This is a genomic window from Achromobacter sp. ISS7 (assembly GCF_056523125.1).
In genome coordinates, this window is sequence record NZ_JAWRZD010000001.1 from 6,030,680 (window position 1) to 6,049,424 (window position 18,745).

An 18,745-nucleotide genomic window follows, 5' to 3' on the forward strand; every position below is an offset into this window, starting at 1 on the left:
CCAGGACGCGCCCGCGTCCGGCGGCCGTCCTTTGCCCGGAGATGCATGATGAAAGACCAGGACGCGCATTTCGACAGCCTGCTGCCGCCCCTCAAACTGAACCGCCGCGGCTTCATCGCCACCACCGTCGCCGCCGGCTTCTCGCTGGCCGCCGGCCCCGCCGTGGCCCAGACCGCCATCAAGACCGACGCCAACGGCCTGACCGCCGGCAAGGTCGACATCCCCGTCGCCGACGGCAAGATGCCCGCCTACCGCGCCATGCCCGCCGGCAAGAAGAACCTGCCCACGCTGCTGGTGGTGTCCGAGATCTTCGGCGTGCACGAATACATCCAGGACGTCTGCCGCCGCCTGGCGCACCTGGGCTACCTGGCCATCGCGCCCGAGCTGTTCGCGCGCCAGGGCGACCCGTCCAAATACACCGAGATCCCCAAGCTGCAGGCCGAGATCATCAGCAAGGTGCCCGACAAGCAGGTGCAGGACGACCTCGACGCCACCGTCGCCTGGGCCGCCGGCCACGGCGGCAGCGACGACAAGCTCGGCATCCTCGGCTTCTGCTGGGGCGGCCGCCAGGTCTGGCTCTACGCCGCCCACAACCCCAAGCTCAAGGCCGGCGCCGCCTGGTACGGCCAACTGGCCGGCGACCCCTCCGAACTCAAGCCCAAGTCCGTGCTGAGCCTGGTCAACGACCTCAAGGCCCCGGTCCTGGGCGCCTATGGCGGCAAGGACGCCGGCATCCCCCAGACCGACGTCGACAAGATGCGCATCGAACTCGCCAAGGGCCCCGCCGCCGCCAAGGCCTCCCGCATCGACGTCTACCCCGAAGCCCCCCACGCCTTCCACGCCGACTACCGGCCGAGTTACCGCAAGGCCGAGGCGGAGCAGGCTTGGCAGAGGATGCTTGATTGGTTCAAGCAGAATGGGTTGGGCGGTTGAGGCGTTATTGTCGTTCTTCGTAGGCCGCCCCTGGCGGCGGTCGGGCAGGCGGGGCGCGCCCACGATTGCGGTCCGGAGCCTTCGCTCCGGACGTCCCCTTCGTCATCTTCGTCCGCCTTCGGCTCCCTTCAGATTCCCTCGGGCGCATCGAGGTGGCGCCCCGCCTGCCCGACCGCCGCCAGGGGCTACCGACATTTGCATAGGTGAGGCCGCTCGGGCGGAGTGAGGGGAGAGAGCTTGCGTCGCCCGCCGGGACCGGCTGCGCGGGCAGCCGGTCCCGGCATACGCGTTGTGGTGCGTCGAGGGGGCGGCGCTGCGCGAGGGCGGAGGGCGCGGCACGAGGGAAGTGGGGGGCAAGTGCTGCGACTCTTTATGTTGCGCAGCGGCCCGAACAGGCCAGCTGTCTCAAGCCAAGCCGCCCACGGGTCCCGAAGCCAAGCCGCCCGCCAGTTCCAAAGCCAAGCCGCCCACGAGTTCCAAAGCCAAGCCTCGCCACGCGCGCAGCGTTCATCCTGACCCGTGAGACGTCGCGTAAGCCAAAAAAGGCCGCCCGCGCGGCCGGCTTTTGGCGGGCCCCGCAAACTTCTCCCTCCCCCGTTGATGTGGCCAACAACGCCAAGCACCCACTCGCCCCTGCAACGCAGGCACCAAGACATCATGAGCCCGGCGGGACGGCGTCAGGCGGGGGCGGGGCGTGTAGATGCGCCCGACGGAAACCGAAGGAGTCGCCGAAGGCGAGGACGAGGTTGAGGATGGGGGGGGCCGCCGAGGCAAGTCCGGAGCGAACGCTCCGGACCGCAATCGTAGCCCCGCCCCCGCCTGACGCCGTCCCGCCGGGCGGCTCAAGAACTCAAATCCCCGCCCACAAAAAAAAGAGATCACTTCTCAGCACTCTCCCCCGGCAACCCATCACTAACCTCCGCCAACGCTGCCTTCATATCCTCATAAGAAATCACCCGCTCATTCTGAAAACTCCCCAGCACCCCCCGGCACCCGTCGACGCCCGACCGTTTCATCTCTTCCATCATCCGCGTCCCATCCCCGAGCCCCTTCTCGTAAAGCCCGTCATACCCCGCCGCCGAAAACCCATATTCCTTGGCGTACCGCTCCAGGTTCTTGCGCGAGGTCGCCTGGTGCTGCGCCAGGTCGGGTTCGGATGCCCCGCACGAGCGCGCCGCGCCGTTGGAAGCGCCCGCCGCCACCACGAAGGATTCGAACTGGGCCTGCTCTGCCGCGTCGGGCGCGGCCCAGGCCGGGGCGGCCGCGGCCATCGTAAAGGCCAGGCCGATCAGCATCTTGCGCATCGGTGTGTCTCCGCAAAGCGCCCGCGCGCGGCCATCGCGCCCGGGCATTGATCACCTTCACATTATGGCAACGATCGTGTGCCAGGCGCGCCGCGCCGCGCGTGTGGAGTCGTTTCAGACTGTGCGGGTTTTTTTCCCGATCTGTCCGTATGGTCAGCAAGCGCCGCGCGCAGGAACTATGATGAGGGCTGTGGGGCACATCCGCCCCAATGCAACACCCCAACACTGGAGATCCCCCATGAGCATCAAAGTCGGCGATCGCGTGCCCGACGGCACCCTGACCGAATTCATCGAAACCGAAAGCGAAGGCTGCTCGCTCGGCCCCAACGCCTTCCAGGTCGCCGACCTGACGCGTGGCAAGACCATCGCCCTGTTCGCGCTGCCCGGCGCCTTCACGCCGACCTGCTCGGCCAAGCACCTGCCCGGCTACGTCGAGCAGGCCGCCGCGCTGAAGGCCAAGGGCGTGGATGAAATCTGGTGCGTGTCCGTCAACGACGCCTTCGTCATGGGCGCCTGGGGCCGCGAACAGAAGACCGACGGCAAGGTCCGCATGCTGGCCGACGGTTCCGCCCTCTGGACCAAGGCCCTGGGCCTGGAGCTGGACCTGATCCAGCGCGGCATGGGCGTGCGTTCGCAGCGCTACTCGGCCCTGATCGTCGACGGCGTGGTCAAGCACCTGAACGTCGAAGGCCCCGGCAAGTTCGAAGTCAGCGACGCCGCGACCCTGCTGTCGCAAGCCTGATTTCCCGCGTAGTTCCTGTTTCATCGCTCAATGCGCGGGCCGCCCTGGCGGCCCGCGTCGCTACCCCCCGGCAGCGGTAGCCAGACGCCATGCTCGCAACCCTCTCTTCCTTCTCGTCGCTGTATTTCGCGACCCTGCTGATGCTCATCGGCACCGGCCTGTTCAACACCTACATGGGGTTGAGGCTGACTGCGCAGTCCGTCAGCGAGGTCTGGATCGGCACCCTGATCGCCGGCTATTACTTCGGCCTGGTCTGCGGCGCGCGATTGGGACACAAGCTCATCATCCGCGTCGGCCACATCCGCGCCTTCGTCGCCTGTGCCGCCGTCGCCACCAGCATGATCCTGGCGCAGACGCTGGTCGACTCCATGCCGCTGTGGCTGGTGTTCCGCGTCATCTCGGGCATCGTCATGGTGACCGAATTCATGGTCATCGAAAGCTGGCTCAACGAACAAACCGAAAACCACCAGCGCGGGCGCGTGTTCTCCGTCTACATGGTGGTGTCCGGCCTGGGCACGGTGCTGGGGCAACTGGCCCTGACCGCCTACGCCACGCTCGACCTGCGGCCGCTGACCCTGGTGGCCATGTGCCTGGTGCTGTGCCTGGTGCCGATCGCCGTCACGGCCCGCTCGCACCCGCCCACGCCGCTGCCGGCCGCGCTCGACATCCGTTTCTTCATGCGCCGCGTGCCGCTGTCCATGACCGTGCTGTTCGTGGCGGGCAACCTGTCCGGCGCGTTCTACGGCCTGGCGGCGGTGTATGGCGCCAAGCACGGCCTGACGACCTCGCAGGCCGCCGTGTTCGTGGCCGCCGCCGTCACCGCCGGGCTGCTGTCGCAATGGCCCATGGGCTGGCTGTCCGACCGCATCAACCGCGCCGGCCTGATCCGCTTCAACGCGCTGCTGCTGGTGGTGCTGCCGACCGTCATGTGGGGCTGGCTGACCTTGCCCTATTGGGCGCTGGTGGCCATGTCCTGCGTCTTCGGCATCCTGCAGTTCACGCTGTATCCGCTAGGCGCCGCCTTCGCCAACGACCACGTCGAATCCGAGCGCCGCGTCAGCCTGTCGGCGGTGCTGCTCATGACCTACGGCGTCGGCGCCTGCGTCGGCCCGATGATCGCCGGCCTGCTGATGTCGCTGGCCGGCCCCAGCATGTACTACGTCTTCATTTCGGCTTGCGCGCTGATCCTGGTGTGGCAGGTGCGCCCGACGCGCGTCACCGGCGCCCATCAGGTCGAGGAAGCGCCGGTGCATTTCGTGCCGATGCCGGACACGCTGCAAAGCTCGCCGGCCGCCGCCGTGCTCGACCCGCGGGTCGATGTGGAAAACGATATCGGCATCGAGATGGTGCAGCCGGACCCCGCGGCCGCGCCCGCCACGCCGCCGGTGGAAGGCGCGGGGGCGGTGGATCCCCCCATCGCGGCCATGACCGCCACGGCCGAACCGGCGCGGACCGAGCCCGAGGGCGAGGATCAGGCGGCGCGGCAGCCCCGCACCGGCACCTGAACGCCCCGGCCGGTCACCACGGAGTCATCAGCAGGATGGCCCCCAGCGCCAGCGCCAGGCCCACGCCATTCAGGCGCGTCAGGGGCTCGCGGAACGCCAGCGCCCCGACCAGCGTGCCCAGCGTGATCACGCCCATGTTCATGGACGCGAACACCAGCGCGGGGTGCTCGGGCAGCGCCTGGTGGGCGCGGATGTAGGTGATGATGTTGCCGAAGTTCACTACGCCCAGCGCCACGCCGGCCGCCAGATGGCGCGGCGCCCAGGCGGCGCGGCGCCACAGCAGGTAGGCCAGCATCAGTGCGCTGGCCAGCGCGAAGGCCAGCAGCAGGCCGCTGGCGAACGCGGTGCCGGCGCGCGCCACCCGCTTGAACAGGATGTCGACCACGCCATAGGCCACCCATACCGACAACGGCCACAGCCACAGCGCGCGGCGTCCGGCCGCGTCCATGGCGGGCGTCGCCCCGGCCGTTGCCGGCACGGCGGCCGGGCGCCGCAACAGGCAGAACAGGGCGGCGAAGGCCAGCGCGATCGCGCCCAGCTTGCGGCCGTTGACCGGCTCGCCGAACAGCAGGAACGCCGCCAGCAGCGGGATGAACAGCGAAAGCCGCTGCGCCGCGTCGCTGCGCACCACGCCGGCATGGCGCACGGCCAGCGCCATCGCCATGAAGCCGCTGGGCAGCAGCAGGCCCAGCGCCACCAGCACCAGCCACGGCGTCTGCGGCGTGAGCAGCGTGGCCGGGTCCGGCCGCAGCACGGTCCAGCAGAGCAGGGCGGCCACCGCGTGGTTCACCATGATGGCCTGGCGCACGTCCACCTGCCAGCGCCGCGCCAGCTTCAGCATCGCCGCCACGGCCACGCTGCAGGCGACGCTGGCCAGCAGGTAGAACGGGCCAGGCGTCAGCGTCACGCCGACAGGTCCTGGCGCGCGTGCTGATGCGTGTGCTGGCCGGCGTCGATGCGCATGCCCAGGCGTTGCAGCAGGCGCTGGTCGGCCTCCATGCGCGGGTTGCCGGTGGTCAGCAGCACGTCGCCGTAGAACATCGAGTTGGCGCCGGCCATGAAGCACAGGGCCTGCATCGCGTCGTCCATGGCCTCGCGCCCGGCCGACAGGCGCACCACGGCGCGCGGCATGGTGATGCGCGCCACCGCGATGGTGCGCACGAACTCGAACGGATCGAGCGGCTCGGCATCGGCCAGCGGCGTGCCTTCCACCCGCATCAGGTTGTTGATCGGCACCGACTCGGGGTAGGGCTCCATGTTGGCCAGCTGCGCGATCAGGCCGGCGCGCTCCTGGCGCGATTCGCCCATGCCGACGATGCCGCCGCAGCAGACGTTGATGCCGGCGTCGCGCACGCGGTCCAGCGTGTCGAGGCGGTCCTGGTAGGTGCGGGTGGTGACGATCTTGCCGTAGAACTCGGGCGAGGTGTCCAGGTTGTGGTTGTAGTAGTCCAGGCCGGCCTGCTTGAGCTGTTCGGCCTGGCCTTCGCGCAACATGCCGAGCGTGACGCAGGTCTCCAGGCCCAGCGCCTTGACCGCGCTGACCATCTCGGCCACGGCCTCCAGGTGGTGCGGCTTGGGGCTGCGCCAGGCGGCGCCCATGCAGAAGCGCTGCGCGCCGCCGGCCTGGGCGCCGCGGGCCGCGGCCAGCACCTCGTCCAGCGGCATCAGCTTTTCCGTTTCCAGGCCGGTGTCGTAGCGCGACGACTGCGAGCAATAGCCGCAGTCCTCGGGACAGCCGCCCGTCTTGATCGACAGCAGGCTCGACAGCTGGATGCCGTTGGGGTCGAAGTGGGCGCGGTGCGTCTGCTGGGCGCGGAACACCAGGTCCATGAACGGCAGGGCGTAGAGCTCCATCACGGCGGCGCTGCTCCAGGCGGGCGCGGGCTGCGCCTTGGGCGGCTTGGGAACGGGAATGTAGGCGGTCTGCATCAACGGACTCCAGAAGGCTTGCGGGGATCTCGCCGGCCCCGGGAGCGGGGCGGCCAGATCGGCGGATCGTAAGAACCTGCGCAGGGTTTGCGCAATCTGGGGTGCGATGCGGATTTTGGAGGGGTGTTGTCTGGCTTTTTGCCGGAATTGATGTTTTTTGGCGGCGGGCCGAATCGAACACGGCGGCATCTTCGCGCAGCGCGATGCCCCGATTATTTTGATTCAATTTGTAAATTCGAGCGGCGCGCCTCAGCCCGCGCCGGATTTGCCGCGCGAGCGCGGTTTTTCATGCCCGGTGATGCCGCGGTCGCGGGCCCAGACGATGGCCGCGCTGCGCCGGTGCACGCCGATCTTGCTGTAGATGGTGGCCACGTGATTGCGCACCGTGTTGCGCGACAGGCGCAACTGGCGGGCGATATCGTCGTCGTCATGGCCCTGGCACAGCAGGCCCAGCACCTCGCGCTCGCGGGCGGTCAGCTGCGCCAGCTCGGCCACGTCGCGCGCCGCCGGCGCCGGGGCGCGCAATTGCGCCAGCTTCTCGATGATGCCGCGGCTGAACCACGAGGTGTCCTGCATCACCGCCTCGATCGCGGTCAGCAGCTCGGTCTCGCTGCGCTTGCGTTCGGTGATGTCCTGCATCACCAGCAGCACGCGGCGCTCGCCGCCGATCATGACGGGCTCGGCCGACGCCAGGCAATCCAGCAGGGCGCCGTCCGGCGTGGCCAGCGCGGCTTCGCGGTTGCGGATGCTCTCGCCGCGCGCCAGGCTGTCGGCCATGCCTTCGAACGGGCGCAGGCCCAGGGTGGTCAGCTCCTGGCCCGCGCCGTCCTGCGCCGACACGCCCACGGCCTGCGCGAACGCATCATTGATATCCAGCGCGCGCAGCGATTCGCCGTCGCACAGCGCCATCGGCACCGGCGCCAGCCGGAACGCCTTGGAGAAACGCTCTTCGCTCTGCTGCAGGGCTTCCTCGGCGCGCTTGCGCTTTTCCAGGTCGATGAAGGTGAACAGCATGCACGGCTCGTCCTGCATGTCGATCGGCTGGCCGGCGACGATGACGAAGCGCGCGCCGCCATCCGCCAGCCGCATCACGCCTTCGCGCTGGGTGATGGTCAGGCCCGCGTTCAGCTTGGCCACCGCGTCGTCCTTGTCGTCGCCGCCATCGAGCACATCGAGTTCGTAGGCGGACTTGCCCAGCACCGCGTCGCGCGTCAGGCCGGTCATGTCGAGGAAGCCCTGGTTCACCTTCACATAGCGCAGGTCGGACAGGCGGCAGATGAGCGCGGGCGCGGGATTGGCGGCGAAGGTGCGCTCGAAGCGCTGCTCGGCGTTGAACTGGCCGGTCTGGTCATCCAGGATCAGCACGCGGAAGTCCGCGCCCTCGTCTTCCAGCAACAGGCCGCGCGCGCGGATGTTGCGCAGGAAATCAGCGTCGTCCTTGCGCGTCAGGTCCAGCAGCAGGTCGTCGAACGCGACCGCGGCGGCCAGGCGGTCCAGCGGGTATTGCCGGGCGGGCACGCGATGGTGGTTGCGGTAGGTCAGCGCATAGCGCTTGCGATAGCCGGCGGGCGTCTGCCCCAGCGCCTCGATCGTGTCGACTCCGTGCAGCGCCAGCGCGCTGGCGTTGGCCCAGGCGATGCTGCCATCGGGCTCGAGCAGGATGATGCCTTCGTTCAAGCCTGCGATGATCCGTTGCAGGTGCTGGCGGTGGGCGTGCGGGGCGGCGTTGCTGGCGGTCACGTGGGCCTCTTGGCTTGGCTGGCACAAGCGCACAGGATGCGTTGCGAAGCGCGGCCTGTCCAGAGGATAAACGGACGAGACGGGGAAGGGGCGGCACGGCACTTGCTGCCGCACAAAGCAAAAAGAAAGCAAAAAAGCTCCGGAATCCGGAGCTTTTGGCGGGCGCCTTCTGGCGCAGTGCAGGAAGACTCCTGCGGAACAACTGGTCTTGCGGCTTGCTGGGATGCACACAAGATGCTTGGCGGAGCGGACGGGGCTCGAACCCGCGACCCCCGGCGTGACAGGCCGGTATTCTAACCAACTGAACTACCGCTCCGCAGCGGTTTACAACAACACTTGGCAGCACATCATCTTGTCAGGACGACTTTGCAGATCCGGTCGGCGAGCCAGCGAACTGGCGTCCCCTAGGGGATTCGAACCCCTGTACTCACCGTGAAAGGGTGATGTCCTAGGCCTCTAGACGAAGGGGACCGGAACTTGCAACTGCACAAACTACTGTACTACTTACTGCTTTACTGGTGGAGGTAAGCGGGATCGAACCGCTGACCTCTTGCATGCCATGCAAGCGCTCTCCCAGCTGAGCTATACCCCCCAGATTCCCTGCTGTTCCAACCTGCAAACAACAAGGCTTACACCCTATAAATGCAAAAAGCTCCAGGGACGGAGCTCTTGAAAGGCACTGCGTAGAGCGCTTTTGGCGGAGCGGACGGGGCTCGAACCCGCGACCCCCGGCGTGACAGGCCGGTATTCTAACCAACTGAACTACCGCTCCGCAGCGGCTTACTCAACTACTGTGTCACTTCAACTGCATTCGGTACTGCATACTTCGGTACTGCAACCAGTAAACTGGCGTCCCCTAGGGGATTCGAACCCCTGTACTCACCGTGAAAGGGTGATGTCCTAGGCCTCTAGACGAAGGGGACTTGGACTTGCTGTTTTTACTGCTGTACTACTTCTTCGCTTTGGACTGGTGGAGGTAAGCGGGATCGAACCGCTGACCTCTTGCATGCCATGCAAGCGCTCTCCCAGCTGAGCTATACCCCCGTTCTTCTAATCAATTCCTGCCACGTTTTACGTTTTTTCCGATCACTTTCGTGGCCGTTTTTCGTATCTCGTTGCCGGTTTTGTTTAGTGCCGTTGGCGAAGAAACGAGATTATGCACGAACTAATTTCGGCGTGCAAGTCGGTTGCGTGCAAAAACTGAAAAAGTTGCGTTGAAATCGCTTTCAAGGGGACGCATGCGTGGCCGCGGGGGCCGCGCGGCGCAGGCGCAGGCCGCTTCCGGAGCGCCCCGCGCCAGGCGCACAATGCCGGAAAATCAAAGGCTTGGACGAGTGCTATCGTGACTGTTGCGTGGACCCGGGCGGGATCCGCCATGACGTTTTGCCGGCAGGAGATTTTTTTCGCATGAGCACCACGACTTCTTTTCCGACGCGCCCGCTGGGGCGCAGCGATATGTCGATCACGCGCATCGGCCTGGGCGCCTGGGCCATGGGCGGCAATGCCTGGGCCATCGGCTGGGGGCCGCAGGATGATGCCGATTCGATCGCCGCGATCCGCCTCGCGGTCGATCGCGGCATCAACTGGATCGACACCGCCGCCGTCTACGGCCTGGGCCACGCCGAAGAGGTGGTGGGCCGCGCGCTGGCGCAGATGAGCCCCGGCGAACGGCCCTACGTCTTCACCAAATGCGGCCTGACCTGGTCGCCCGAGCAGCCGCAGGCGACCCCGCGGCGCAACGGCGCGCCGGCCAGCATCCGCCGCGAAATCGAGGCATCGCTGCGCCGTCTGGGCGTCGATCGCATCGATCTGTACCAGATGCACTGGCCGGCCGGCGACGGCACGCCGCTGGAGGCCTATTGGCAGGAATTGCTGGACCTCAAGCGGGAGGGCAAGGTGCGCGCGGTCGGCCTGTCCAACCACAACCTGGCGCAATTGCAGGACGCCGAGGCGCTGGGACACGTGGAGTCGCTGCAGCCGCCGTTCTCGGCGATCCAGCGCGGCGCCGGCGCCGACCTGATTCCGTGGTGCGCGCAGAACGGCACCGGCGTCATCGTCTATAGCCCGATGCAATCGGGCCTGCTCAGCGGCGGCTTCTCGGTCGAGCGGGCGCAGGCCCTGCGGGCGGACGACTGGCGTTCGCGCAACGCGGAATTCCAGCCGCCCAGCCTGGCGCGCAATCTGGCCCTGGCCGAAGCGCTCAAGCCCATCGCCGAACGCCACGGCACGACCCAGGCGGCGGTCGCCATCGCCTGGACCCTGGCGTGGCCGGGCGTCACCGGGGCCATTGTGGGCATGCGCAACGTGGCGCAGGTCGACGGCGTGCTGGGCGCGGCGGAATTGGAACTGGACGGCGATGACATGGCGCGCATCGCGGACGCGATCGAACTGACGGGCGCGGGAGTGGGGCCGCTGCGGCCGGTCGATGACAGCGGCGCGCTGCCGGCCAACCTGTTGCGCTAGGGTTTTTTCAGGAAGGCGCGGCCGCAACGCGCCGGACCAGGCAAGGCCTGGCCCGGTTCAGGCTCAGCGGCGACGCGGGCGGCCGACGCCGAAGGCGGCGATCAGCGCCAGGCCGATCAGCGCCAGCGCCGACTTGTCGCCGAAGCGGGCATAGGGCGTCAGGCCCGACATGCCCTGCACCGAGACCGGCAGCACGCCCGGTTGCAACGGCGCCAGCTGGGCCGCGACGTGGCCCTTGGCGTCGATGGCCGCGGTGATGCCGGTGTTGGTGGCGGTCAGCATGGGGCGCGCGGTTTCGATGGTGCGCAGGCGCCCGATCTGCAGGTGCTGGCGCAAGGCCCAGGTATCGCCGAACCAGCCCAGGTTGCTGACGTTCACCAGGATGGTGGCGCCCGGTTCGCCGTTGGGGCCGGGCTGCAGCGCGGGCAGCAGGTCGGGGCCGAACAGGTCTTCGTAGCAGATGTTGAAGGCGATGTGCTGGCCGCCCACCGCGAACGGCGTCTGGCGTTCGGCGCCGCGGTCGAAATCGCCCAGCGGGATGTTCAGCATGTCGACGAACCAGTGGAAGCCCGGCGGCACGTATTCGCCCCAGGGCACCAGGTGGCGCTTGTCGTAGCGCATCGCGGTGCTGCCGCCGGTGAGCTGTTCCAGCGGCGTCTGGCCGTCAAAGCCCATGACGCTGTTGGTGTAGCGGTCGCGGCCGTCGCGTACGTCGTGCAGGGGCACGCCCATGGCGATCACGGCGTTCTGCCGCGCCGCCACCTGGCGCCAGACGTCCCACACGCGCGGGTCGAGCTGGTCCTGGAAGATCGGCAGCACGGTTTCCGGCAGGATCACCATCTGCGGCGGCGGCACGCCCGGCGCCGGCGGCATGGCCGCCAGCTCCAGGTGGCGGCGCAGGCTCTGGTCGAGCAGCGCCGGATCGAATTTCTGCGACTGCTCGATGTTGCCCTGGACGAGGCGCACGTTCAGCGGTTCACCGCTGGGGGCCGACCAGTCGATGCGCGACAGCGGCCAGCCGGCGGCGGCCAGCGCCAGCGCCACGCCGGCGGCGAGCGCGTGGCGGCCGTCGCGCGGCTGCTTCTGCTGGCCCGCGGGACGCCACAGGCTGGCGATGGCGGCGGCGGCGAAGGCCGACAGCAGGGCCATGCCATGCACGCCCAGCAGCGGCGCCCAGCCGGCGATGGGGCTGTCGACCTGGGCGTAGCCGATGTTGAGCCACGGGAAGCCGGTCAGCAGCACCGCGCGGACCCATTCGAAGCCGGCCCACAGCGCGCCCCAGGCGAGCGTGGCCGACAGCACCCGTCCCGGCGTCGAATCGGCCGCCAGCGGCGTGTAGCGCCGCGCCAGCGCGCCGGCCGTGGCCGGGAACAACGCCAGGAACGCCGACAGCGCCAGGACCGCGGCCACGGCCAGCGGCGCGGCCAGGTCGCCGTAGCGGTGCAGGCTGATGAAGATCCAGTACAGCCCCAGCGCATAGGTGGCGAAGCTGAACAGCCAGCCGCGCAGCCAGGCCTGGCGCGCCGACGGCGCGTACAGGGTGACGCGGGCGGCCACCGCCAGCGCCAGGACCTGCGTGATGGCCAGGGCCCAGTCCGGCAGCGGGCCGGGGGCGAAGGTGAGGGCGTGGACGGCGCCGGCCAGCGTCAGGCCGGCCGCGCCCAGCAGGAACGGACCGCGGGAGGCGCGGCTCATGCGTTGGTGTCGGGCGGGACGCCGCGTGACGGCGCGACGCGCTTGACGCGCAGCCAGATGGCGCGGCGGGCATCGCCGCGCGCCACTTCCAGTTTCAGGCCGTCGATCTCGGCCACGTCGCCGCGGCGCGGGATGCGGCCGAGCTGGCCGCCCATCCAGCCGCCGACGCTGTCGTACTCGTCGTCGGGCAGGTGGCAGCCAAACACGTCATTGAAGTGCGAGATGTCGGTGGCGGCCAGCACGCGCCACTGGTTCTCGCCCTCGGGGAAGATCGAGTCTTCCTCGGTTTCGTCGAATTCGTCCTCGATGTCGCCGACGATCTGTTCCAGCACGTCTTCCATCGTGACCAGGCCGGAGATGCCGCCGTGCTCATCGATGACGATGGCCTGGTGGTTGCGGCTGGCGCGGAACTCGTGCAGCAGCACGTTCAGGCGCTTGGATTCGGGGATGAACACGGCCGGGCGCACCAGCGTGCGCACCTCGATGCCGGGCTCCAGCATGCAGCGCAGCAGATCCTTGGCCAGCAGGATGCCGATGATGTTGTCGCGGTCGCCTTCGTAGACCGGGAACCGCGAGTGCGCGGTTTCGATCACGTTGGCCACCAGGTAGGGGATGGGCTGCGTGACGTCGAGCAGGTCCATGCGCGAACGCGGGACCATGATGTCGCCGACGGTGCCTTCGGACACGGCCAGCGCGCCCTTGATCATCTTGTAGGACTCCGCGTCCAGCAGGTCGCGGTCATGCGCGGCTTCGAGAACGGCCTTGATGCCTTCACGGTCCTCGGGCTCGCGGCGCACAAGGGAAAGCAGGCGGTCTAGAAGGGATTTGGTGGCGGGTTTGGATGAGCGAGCGGGAGTCGCTTCGGGAGCAGGGTAGGGGTCAGACATCGTCCGGGAGGACAAGTTATGGAGGGGCCAGCATAACCGAATCTGGCGCTCAATTTGTAACGCCGTCCCGGAAAATGGGTCCAACCGACGCGATCTGCGCCTTGCAGGACGCCATTTTGCGCCGATTGCTCAGGGTTGACCCCAGGGCCGCGGATCAGGCCTCGCGGATCAGGCCTCGTTGTAGGGGTCGGCGATGCCCATGCGGGCCAGCGTGGCGGTCTCCAGGGCCTCCATGCGGCGGGCATCGCGCGCCTTGATGTGGTCGTAGCCGAGCGAATGCAGCACGCCGTGCAGGGTCAGGTGGGCGGCGTGGTCGAGCAGCGCCTTGCGCTGTTCGCGGGCCTCGCGCACCAGCACCGGCACGCACATCACGATGTCGCCGCGCGCCACGCCCAGCGGGTCGACGCCGTACTCGAACGTCAGCACGTTGGTGGCGTAGTCGCGCTGGCGGAAATCGCGGTTCAGGCGGCGCCCCTCGGCCGCGCCCACCAGGCGCAGGCTGAGCTCGGCGGCCGTGAAGTCCACCAGCCCGTCCTCGGCCGCGGCGGCCAGCGCCCGCTCGGCCCAGCGGCGCAGGCGCCAGCGCGGCAGGCGGGGTTCCTCGACGCCATACTGAACGGAAAGGGACAGGTCAGGCGTCATTTTCCGAGGCTCGGTCGTAGGCATCGACAATGCGGGCCACCAGCGGATGGCGCACCACGTCGCGGCTGGTGAAACGGGTGGTGGCGATGCCCTGCACGTCGTGCAGCACCTTGACCGCATGCGCCAGGCCGCTTTCCTGGCCGCGCGGCAGGTCCACCTGCGACGGGTCGCCGGTGATGACGGCCTTGCTGCCGAAGCCGATGCGCGTCAGGAACATCTTCATCTGTTCCGGCGTGGTGTTCTGCGCTTCGTCCAGGATGACGAAGGCGTGGTTCAGCGTGCGGCCGCGCATGTAGGCCAGCGGGGCGATCTCGATGGTCTGCTTCTCGAACAGGCGCTGCACCTTCTCGAAGCCCATCAGGTCGTAGAGGGCGTCGTACAGGGGGCGCAGGTACGGATCGACCTTCTGCGCCAGGTCGCCGGGCAGGAAGCCGAGCCGTTCGCCGGCCTCGACCGCCGGGCGCGTCAGCACCAGGCGCTGCACCGTGTCGCGTTCCATCGCGTCGATGGCGCAGGCCACCGCCAGCCAGGTCTTGCCGGTGCCGGCCGGGCCCACGCCGAAGGTGATGTCGTGCTTGAGGATGTTGTTCAGATAGTCGCGCTGGCGCGGCGTGCGCGGACGCAGGTCGCTGCGCTTGGTGCGCAGGGCGATGGCGTCGCTGTCGTCGTCCAGCGCCGGCAGCGGATCGGCCTCGCGGGCCGGCGCGTCCTGCGGCTTTTCTTCCTGGCGGCCGACGCCGATCTCGACCAGCCCGAGCTGGATGTCGTCGACCGACAGGGCGCGGTGCACGGCCTGCTCATGGAAGCGGCGCAGCACGCGGCCGGCCAGCTCGGCCTGTTCGCCTTCGATGGTGACGCGGCTGCCGCGGCGCGCGAGCTTCACGCCCATGCCGTCGGCGATCTGGCGCAGGTTCTCGTCCAGCGGGCCGCACAGGTTGGCCAAGTGGGTGTTGTCGCCGTCCAGGGTGACGACGGCGGGCATGCTGCGGCGGGCGCGGGGGCGGGATGTGGTCATTCGGTCTCTTGGGCGTCGCGGTCGATGTCGGCCACCCGGGCGCGCAACGAGTTGGTGTGCGCTTCGGTGATGATGACGTCGACCATCTGGCCGATGAGCCGCGCGGGCGCGGCGAAATTGACGATGCGGTTGTTCTCGGTGCGGCCCATCAGCTCGTTCGGGTCGCGCCGAGAGGGGCCTTCGACCAGCAGGCGCTGGCGGCTGCCGACCATGTTGCGGGCGATGGTGGCGGCCTGCTCGTTGATCAGCGCCTGCAGGCGCTGCAGGCGGCGCAGCTTGACGTCCTGTGGCGTGTCGTCATGCAGGTCGGCGGCCGGCGTGCCGGGGCGGCGCGAGTAGACGAACGAGAACGAGGTGTCGAAGCCGACGTCCTCGATCAGCTTCATGGTCTTTTCGAAGTCTTCCTCGGTCTCGCCGGGGAAGCCGACGATGAAGTCCGACGACAGCGTCAGGTCGGGACGCGCGGCGCGCAGGCGGCGCACCACCGACTTGAATTCCAGGGTGGTGTAGCCGCGCTTCATGGCCGCCAGCACGCGGTCGCTGCCGGCCTGCACCGGCAGGTGCAGGAACGACACCAGCTTGGGCAGGCGGGCGTAGGCGTCCACCATGCGCTGGGTCATTTCCTTGGGGTGCGAGGTGGTGTAGCGGATGCGCTCGATGCCGGGAATCTCGTGCACGTATTCCAGCAGCATGGCGAAATCGGCGATCTCGTCGCTGTCGGTCATGCGGCCGCGGTAGGCGTTGACGTTCTGGCCCAGCAGGGTGACTTCCTTGACCCCCTGGTCGGCCAGGTCGGCCACTTCGATCAGCACGTCGTCGAACGGGCGCGAGACTTCCTCGCCGCGCGTGTAGGGCACGACACAGAAGCTGCAGTACTTGCTACAGCCTTCCATGATCGAGACGAAGGCGGTGGCGCCGTCGACGCGCGGCGGCGGCATGTTGTCGAACTTCTCGATCTCCGGGAAGCTGATGTCGACCTGCGAGCGGCCCTCGGCGCGGCGGCGCTGGATCAGGTCGGGCAGGCGGTGCAGGGTCTGCGGGCCGAACACCACGTCCACATAGGGCGCGCGCTTGACGATGGCCTCGCCTTCCTGGCTGGCCACACAGCCGCCCACGCCGATCACCAGGTTCGGGTTGGTCTTTTTCAGGTGTTGCACGCGGCCCAGGTCGGAAAAGACCTTTTCCTGGGCCTTTTCGCGCACCGAACAGGTGTTGAACAGGATGACGTCGGCTTCTTCCGGGTTGTCGGTCAGCTCCAGCCCCTGGTCGCCACGCAGCACGTCGGCCATCTTGTCCGAGTCGTACTCGTTCATCTGGCAGCCGAAGGTGCGGATGTAAAGCTTGCGAGGGGAGCCGATGGCAGCGGACGGGACGGCGGCGCCGTCGGGCGCGGTCGAGGCGCGCTTCAGGGAGGTTTCTTGCATGTTGGTCGCCGTGACGGGTGTAGATCCCGGGGGCAGAAGAGGGGAAAAGCGGGATTTTACCCCTTGCAGCAAATTTCCCACTTCAATCCGCAATGCAGAGTTACGATAGCTCGCCTTCGCCGATTCTCTTTCCGAGAACAAGACTCTTTACAAACCCGGTCCGATGACGACGAATCTTCCCATTCCTCCCACCCGCGCGCTTCCGGCGGGCGGCGTGGCCACCCCGGCGGACGAGTTCCGCAACCCCTTGTCCACCACCGCGTGGGTGGTGGCGGGCCTGGCGCTGGCCGTGGCGGCGGGCGCCTGTGCCCTGTGGGTCGACCTGCCGCTGGCGATCTGGATCCGGCAGACGGTGTCCGAGGGCGTCAACGAATCGTTCGAGTGGATCGGCGAAATGGGCGAAAGCGGCCGCTACATCGGCGTGGCGCTGGCGTTCTACATCATCGGCCTGGTCGGCCTGGCGCGCGGCTGGCGCAATCCGGTGCGCATGAGCTACGCCAGCATGGCGCGCGGCAGCCTGCTGATGCTGTCGACCATGGCGGTGGGCGGCCTGGTGGTGCTGGTGCTCAAGCGGTCGGTGGCGCGGGCGCGTCCCGAGCTGTTCTTCGACAAGGGCATCTACGGGCTGGGCGAGGCCTTTTCGCGCGCCAATCAGTTCAATTCCTTTCCCTCCAGCCATACCTATGCCGCCTTCGCGGTGGCGGTGACGCTCGGCATCCTGGCGCCGCGCTGGCGTTGGGCGTTCCTGTCGCTGGCCGCCCTGGTCGCCGTCAGCCGCCTGGTCAACCTGGATCACTACCTGTCGGACGTCATGACCGCCGCCGGCATCGCCATCGCGGTCGGCCACCTGCTGGCCCCGCGCGTGCTGTGCAGCAAGTACCAGTGGCCGTTGCGGGCGCCGTGGCGCTGGTGGAAGAAAAGCTGAGGACGCCGGCGTCAGGCGCTGCCGATGGCAATGGATGAAAGGCCGCCTTGAAGGCGGCCTTTTGCATGGCGGCGGCAGGGCTCAGGCGAAAGCCACCACCACGCGGCGGTTGGTGCGGCTTTTCTTCTCGATCTTGGTGACCGTGACCGGGCCGATCTCGCCGGTATTGGCCACGTGCGTGCCGCCACAGGGCTGGCGGTCTACTCCAGGGATCTCGATGATGCGGATGCGCGCCGTGCCGCCGGGCGGCGCCGCGCCGACCGTGCGCACCAGGTCCGGCTGCGCCGCCAGTTCCTGCGGCGTGATGGTGTTGACGGTGACGTCGGTGCGGGCCTGGATCAGCGCGTTCAGGCGCTCGGTCAGGTCGGCCTTGTCGAGGGTCGACTCGGGCAGGTCGAAGTCGATGCGCGCCGAGTCCGGCGAAATGCTGCAGCCGGTGACGGGCGCCGGCACCAGCGAACCGAGCAGGTGCAGACAGGTATGCAGGCGCATCAGCCGGTGGCGGCGCGGCCAGTCCAGGCGCACGGTGACGCGGTCGCCGACCTGCGGCGCGGCGGAGCCCTCGGCCAGCACGTGCAGGATGCGGCTGCGGTCGTCGGCGTAGACGGTATCGGCCAGGGCCAGCGCGCGGCCGTCGGCCAGCGTCAGCGTGCCGCTGTCGCCGGCCTGGCCGCCGCTGCGGGCGTAGCAGATGGTCTGGTCCAGCTCGACGCCATCGGCGCCCACGGCGATGACGGTGGCCTCGCACTGCTGTTCGTAGGGCGCGTCGTCGAAGCGCTTGAGGGTGACGCTCATGGGATGTCTCCGTTTTCTTGGGGTCGGGTCAGGCCAGGGTCTTGATGCCCTGGGCGGTCTCGATGGCGGCGCGCAGGCGCGGCGGGCCGTCCGCCTGCTCGATGGCGATGAGGGCGTCCGCGCCCATCCAGGCCAGCCCCTGGCGCAGCAGCGCGGCATGCGGATGGTTGCCGCTCAGGCCGCGCAGGGTCAGCGGCTGGCGCGGCAGGCTGATGCCGGGATAGGCCGCCACGTCCCACTGGATCAGCGTCGGCAGCAGGCCGTCGCCCGCCGCCTGGCCGTCCTCGCGCCAGGCGGGCAGGCTGCCATCGTCCGGCACGGTGAGCCGCCAGCGCAGGTCGCCGCGCGTCATGGGAATGGCCGGGGCGATGCGGTCCGGGTGGCGCGCCTGCCATGCGCTCAGGTCGTCGGGCGCCGAGACGCGCGCGGCCCAATGCGCCAGGAATGGCCCCTCGGCCAGGCGCGCCCGCATGGCCGGCTGGTCCAGCCCGAACCAGCGCGGCCGCTGCGGCGCCGGCGCGTCCGGGTCGATCGCGATCACTTCCAGGTACACGCCGCCGGCCATGCCAAGCACGCGGTTGTGGGTGCCCATGCGCGGATGCGCGCCGCCGCCCATGGGCGCGATGCCCAGCAGGTCGGCCACGTGGCGGGTGCCGCTGTCCAGGTCCGCGGCGGCGACGACGAGATGATCGAGAGCGAGTTTCATGAGGCCTATGGTAGCGAATACGGGGGCGGCCGTACCCGTA

At 68.6% G+C, this 18,745-nt stretch carries 16 protein-coding genes and 6 tRNA genes; 5 read left to right on the forward strand and 17 right to left on the reverse strand.

What is annotated here, in order from left to right:
- The first annotated feature begins 48 nt into the window (after positions 1-48).
- Positions 49-933: a dienelactone hydrolase family protein gene (locus AC1HFW_RS27360; protein ID WP_479286568.1), complete on the forward strand. Its 885-nt coding sequence runs from the start codon at positions 49-51 to the stop codon at positions 931-933.
- A gap of 878 nt (positions 934-1,811) precedes the next feature.
- Here the strand turns inward: AC1HFW_RS27360 and AC1HFW_RS27365 are convergent.
- The gene (locus AC1HFW_RS27365; RefSeq protein WP_006390908.1) at positions 1,812-2,237 is read right to left on the reverse strand and encodes a hypothetical protein; all 426 of its coding nucleotides are present in this window, start codon (positions 2,235-2,237) and stop codon (positions 1,812-1,814) included.
- Between the two features lie 238 nt (positions 2,238-2,475).
- Between AC1HFW_RS27365 and AC1HFW_RS27370 the strand changes: the two genes are divergently transcribed.
- A complete protein-coding gene (locus AC1HFW_RS27370; protein WP_006390907.1) occupies positions 2,476-2,979 on the forward strand; it encodes a peroxiredoxin in 504 nt (167 codons plus the stop codon).
- Between the two features lie 89 nt (positions 2,980-3,068).
- Positions 3,069-4,484, forward strand: a complete 1,416-nt coding sequence (locus tag AC1HFW_RS27375; protein WP_479285877.1) for an MFS transporter — start codon at positions 3,069-3,071, stop codon at positions 4,482-4,484.
- Positions 4,485-4,497: 13 nt separating this feature from the next.
- On the opposite strand, the gene AC1HFW_RS27380 is transcribed toward AC1HFW_RS27375, so the two are convergent.
- The 9 genes from AC1HFW_RS27380 to AC1HFW_RS27420 form a co-directional block, all read right to left on the reverse strand.
- Positions 4,498-5,385 (reverse strand): EamA family transporter, encoded by an 888-nt coding sequence (locus AC1HFW_RS27380; RefSeq protein ID WP_479286570.1) that lies wholly within the window; start codon positions 5,383-5,385, stop codon positions 4,498-4,500.
- Between the two features lie 2 nt (positions 5,386-5,387).
- A complete protein-coding gene (gene bioB / locus AC1HFW_RS27385) occupies positions 5,388-6,413 on the reverse strand; it encodes a biotin synthase BioB (RefSeq protein ID WP_479285879.1) in 1,026 nt (341 codons plus the stop codon).
- Between the two features lie 249 nt (positions 6,414-6,662).
- Entirely contained in the window at positions 6,663-8,153 is a 1,491-nt protein-coding gene (locus AC1HFW_RS27390) for a helix-turn-helix transcriptional regulator (RefSeq protein ID WP_006390903.1), read from the reverse strand.
- 239 nt (positions 8,154-8,392) lie between these two features.
- Positions 8,393-8,469: transfer RNA gene (locus AC1HFW_RS27395), tRNA-Asp, on the reverse strand.
- 79 nt (positions 8,470-8,548) lie between these two features.
- A tRNA-Glu gene (locus AC1HFW_RS27400) sits at positions 8,549-8,624 on the reverse strand.
- 45 nt (positions 8,625-8,669) lie between these two features.
- Positions 8,670-8,745, reverse strand: a tRNA-Ala gene (locus tag AC1HFW_RS27405).
- 103 nt (positions 8,746-8,848) lie between these two features.
- A tRNA-Asp gene (locus AC1HFW_RS27410) sits at positions 8,849-8,925 on the reverse strand.
- A gap of 75 nt (positions 8,926-9,000) precedes the next feature.
- Positions 9,001-9,076, reverse strand: a tRNA-Glu gene (locus AC1HFW_RS27415).
- A 45-nt stretch (positions 9,077-9,121) separates the two neighbouring features.
- Positions 9,122-9,197 (reverse strand) — tRNA-Ala (locus AC1HFW_RS27420).
- 363 nt (positions 9,198-9,560) lie between these two features.
- On the opposite strand from AC1HFW_RS27420, the gene AC1HFW_RS27425 reads away from it, so the two are divergent.
- The gene (locus AC1HFW_RS27425; RefSeq protein ID WP_479285881.1) at positions 9,561-10,616 is read left to right on the forward strand and encodes an aldo/keto reductase; all 1,056 of its coding nucleotides are present in this window, start codon (positions 9,561-9,563) and stop codon (positions 10,614-10,616) included.
- Positions 10,617-10,679: 63 nt separating this feature from the next.
- Here the strand turns inward: AC1HFW_RS27425 and lnt are convergent, their stop codons facing one another.
- The 5 genes from lnt to miaB form a co-directional block, all read right to left on the reverse strand.
- Positions 10,680-12,311 carry an apolipoprotein N-acyltransferase gene (gene lnt / locus AC1HFW_RS27430; RefSeq protein ID WP_061073590.1) on the reverse strand — a complete coding sequence of 544 codons (1,632 nt, stop codon included), beginning with the start codon at positions 12,309-12,311 and terminating at the stop codon, positions 10,680-10,682.
- On the reverse strand, positions 12,308-13,198 hold the full coding sequence (locus AC1HFW_RS27435; RefSeq protein WP_035359408.1) for an HlyC/CorC family transporter: 891 nt from the start codon (positions 13,196-13,198) through the stop codon (positions 12,308-12,310). The genes lnt and AC1HFW_RS27435 overlap by 4 nt, the downstream gene beginning before the upstream one ends.
- A 168-nt stretch (positions 13,199-13,366) precedes the next feature.
- Positions 13,367-13,840, reverse strand: coding sequence for an rRNA maturation RNase YbeY (ybeY, locus tag AC1HFW_RS27440; protein WP_006390899.1), 474 nt, complete (start codon positions 13,838-13,840; stop codon positions 13,367-13,369).
- Positions 13,830-14,855 (reverse strand): PhoH family protein, encoded by a 1,026-nt coding sequence (locus AC1HFW_RS27445; RefSeq protein ID WP_061073591.1) that lies wholly within the window; start codon positions 14,853-14,855, stop codon positions 13,830-13,832. The genes ybeY and AC1HFW_RS27445 overlap by 11 nt, the downstream gene beginning before the upstream one ends.
- Positions 14,852-16,279 carry a tRNA (N6-isopentenyl adenosine(37)-C2)-methylthiotransferase MiaB gene (gene miaB / locus AC1HFW_RS27450; protein ID WP_061073592.1) on the reverse strand — a complete coding sequence of 476 codons (1,428 nt, stop codon included), beginning with the start codon at positions 16,277-16,279 and terminating at the stop codon, positions 14,852-14,854. Before miaB ends, AC1HFW_RS27445 begins: the two co-directional genes overlap by 4 nt.
- Before the next feature lie 163 nt (positions 16,280-16,442).
- Here miaB and AC1HFW_RS27455 point away from each other — a divergent pair, with 163 nt between their 5' ends.
- A complete protein-coding gene (locus tag AC1HFW_RS27455; RefSeq protein ID WP_479285884.1) occupies positions 16,443-17,204 on the forward strand; it encodes a phosphatase PAP2 family protein in 762 nt (253 codons plus the stop codon).
- Positions 17,205-17,285: 81 nt separating this feature from the next.
- Here AC1HFW_RS27455 and AC1HFW_RS27460 read toward each other — a convergent pair whose 3' ends face one another.
- On the reverse strand, positions 17,286-17,999 hold the full coding sequence (locus AC1HFW_RS27460; RefSeq protein WP_479285886.1) for an alanyl-tRNA editing protein: 714 nt from the start codon (positions 17,997-17,999) through the stop codon (positions 17,286-17,288).
- A gap of 28 nt (positions 18,000-18,027) precedes the next feature.
- Complete coding sequence (locus AC1HFW_RS27465; protein ID WP_479285887.1) at positions 18,028-18,705, reverse strand: VOC family protein; 678 nt, start codon at positions 18,703-18,705, stop codon at positions 18,028-18,030.
- Positions 18,706-18,745: the final 40 nt, after the last annotated feature.

What these genes read in the sequence shown, in the direction of transcription:
- AC1HFW_RS27455 (WP_479285884.1), top strand. Translation starts at nt 16,443, where the DNA reads ATGACGACGAATCTTCCCATTCCTCCCACCCGCGCGCTTCCGGCGGGC.
- AC1HFW_RS27365 (WP_006390908.1), bottom strand. Translation starts at nt 2,237, where the DNA reads ATGCGCAAGATGCTGATCGGCCTGGCCTTTACGATGGCCGCGGCCGCC.
- ybeY (WP_006390899.1), bottom strand. Translation starts at nt 13,840, where the DNA reads ATGACGCCTGACCTGTCCCTTTCCGTTCAGTATGGCGTCGAGGAACCC.
- bioB (WP_479285879.1), bottom strand. Translation starts at nt 6,413, where the DNA reads ATGCAGACCGCCTACATTCCCGTTCCCAAGCCGCCCAAGGCGCAGCCC.
- AC1HFW_RS27360 (WP_479286568.1), top strand. Translation starts at nt 49, where the DNA reads ATGAAAGACCAGGACGCGCATTTCGACAGCCTGCTGCCGCCCCTCAAA.
- AC1HFW_RS27435 (WP_035359408.1), bottom strand. Translation starts at nt 13,198, where the DNA reads ATGTCTGACCCCTACCCTGCTCCCGAAGCGACTCCCGCTCGCTCATCC.
- lnt (WP_061073590.1), bottom strand. Translation starts at nt 12,311, where the DNA reads ATGAGCCGCGCCTCCCGCGGTCCGTTCCTGCTGGGCGCGGCCGGCCTG.
- AC1HFW_RS27375 (WP_479285877.1), top strand. Translation starts at nt 3,069, where the DNA reads ATGCTCGCAACCCTCTCTTCCTTCTCGTCGCTGTATTTCGCGACCCTG.
- AC1HFW_RS27465 (WP_479285887.1), bottom strand. Translation starts at nt 18,705, where the DNA reads ATGAAACTCGCTCTCGATCATCTCGTCGTCGCCGCCGCGGACCTGGAC.
- AC1HFW_RS27370 (WP_006390907.1), top strand. Translation starts at nt 2,476, where the DNA reads ATGAGCATCAAAGTCGGCGATCGCGTGCCCGACGGCACCCTGACCGAA.
- AC1HFW_RS27445 (WP_061073591.1), bottom strand. Translation starts at nt 14,855, where the DNA reads ATGACCACATCCCGCCCCCGCGCCCGCCGCAGCATGCCCGCCGTCGTC.
- AC1HFW_RS27460 (WP_479285886.1), bottom strand. Translation starts at nt 17,999, where the DNA reads ATGAGCGTCACCCTCAAGCGCTTCGACGACGCGCCCTACGAACAGCAG.
- miaB (WP_061073592.1), bottom strand. Translation starts at nt 16,279, where the DNA reads ATGCAAGAAACCTCCCTGAAGCGCGCCTCGACCGCGCCCGACGGCGCC.
- AC1HFW_RS27425 (WP_479285881.1), top strand. Translation starts at nt 9,561, where the DNA reads ATGAGCACCACGACTTCTTTTCCGACGCGCCCGCTGGGGCGCAGCGAT.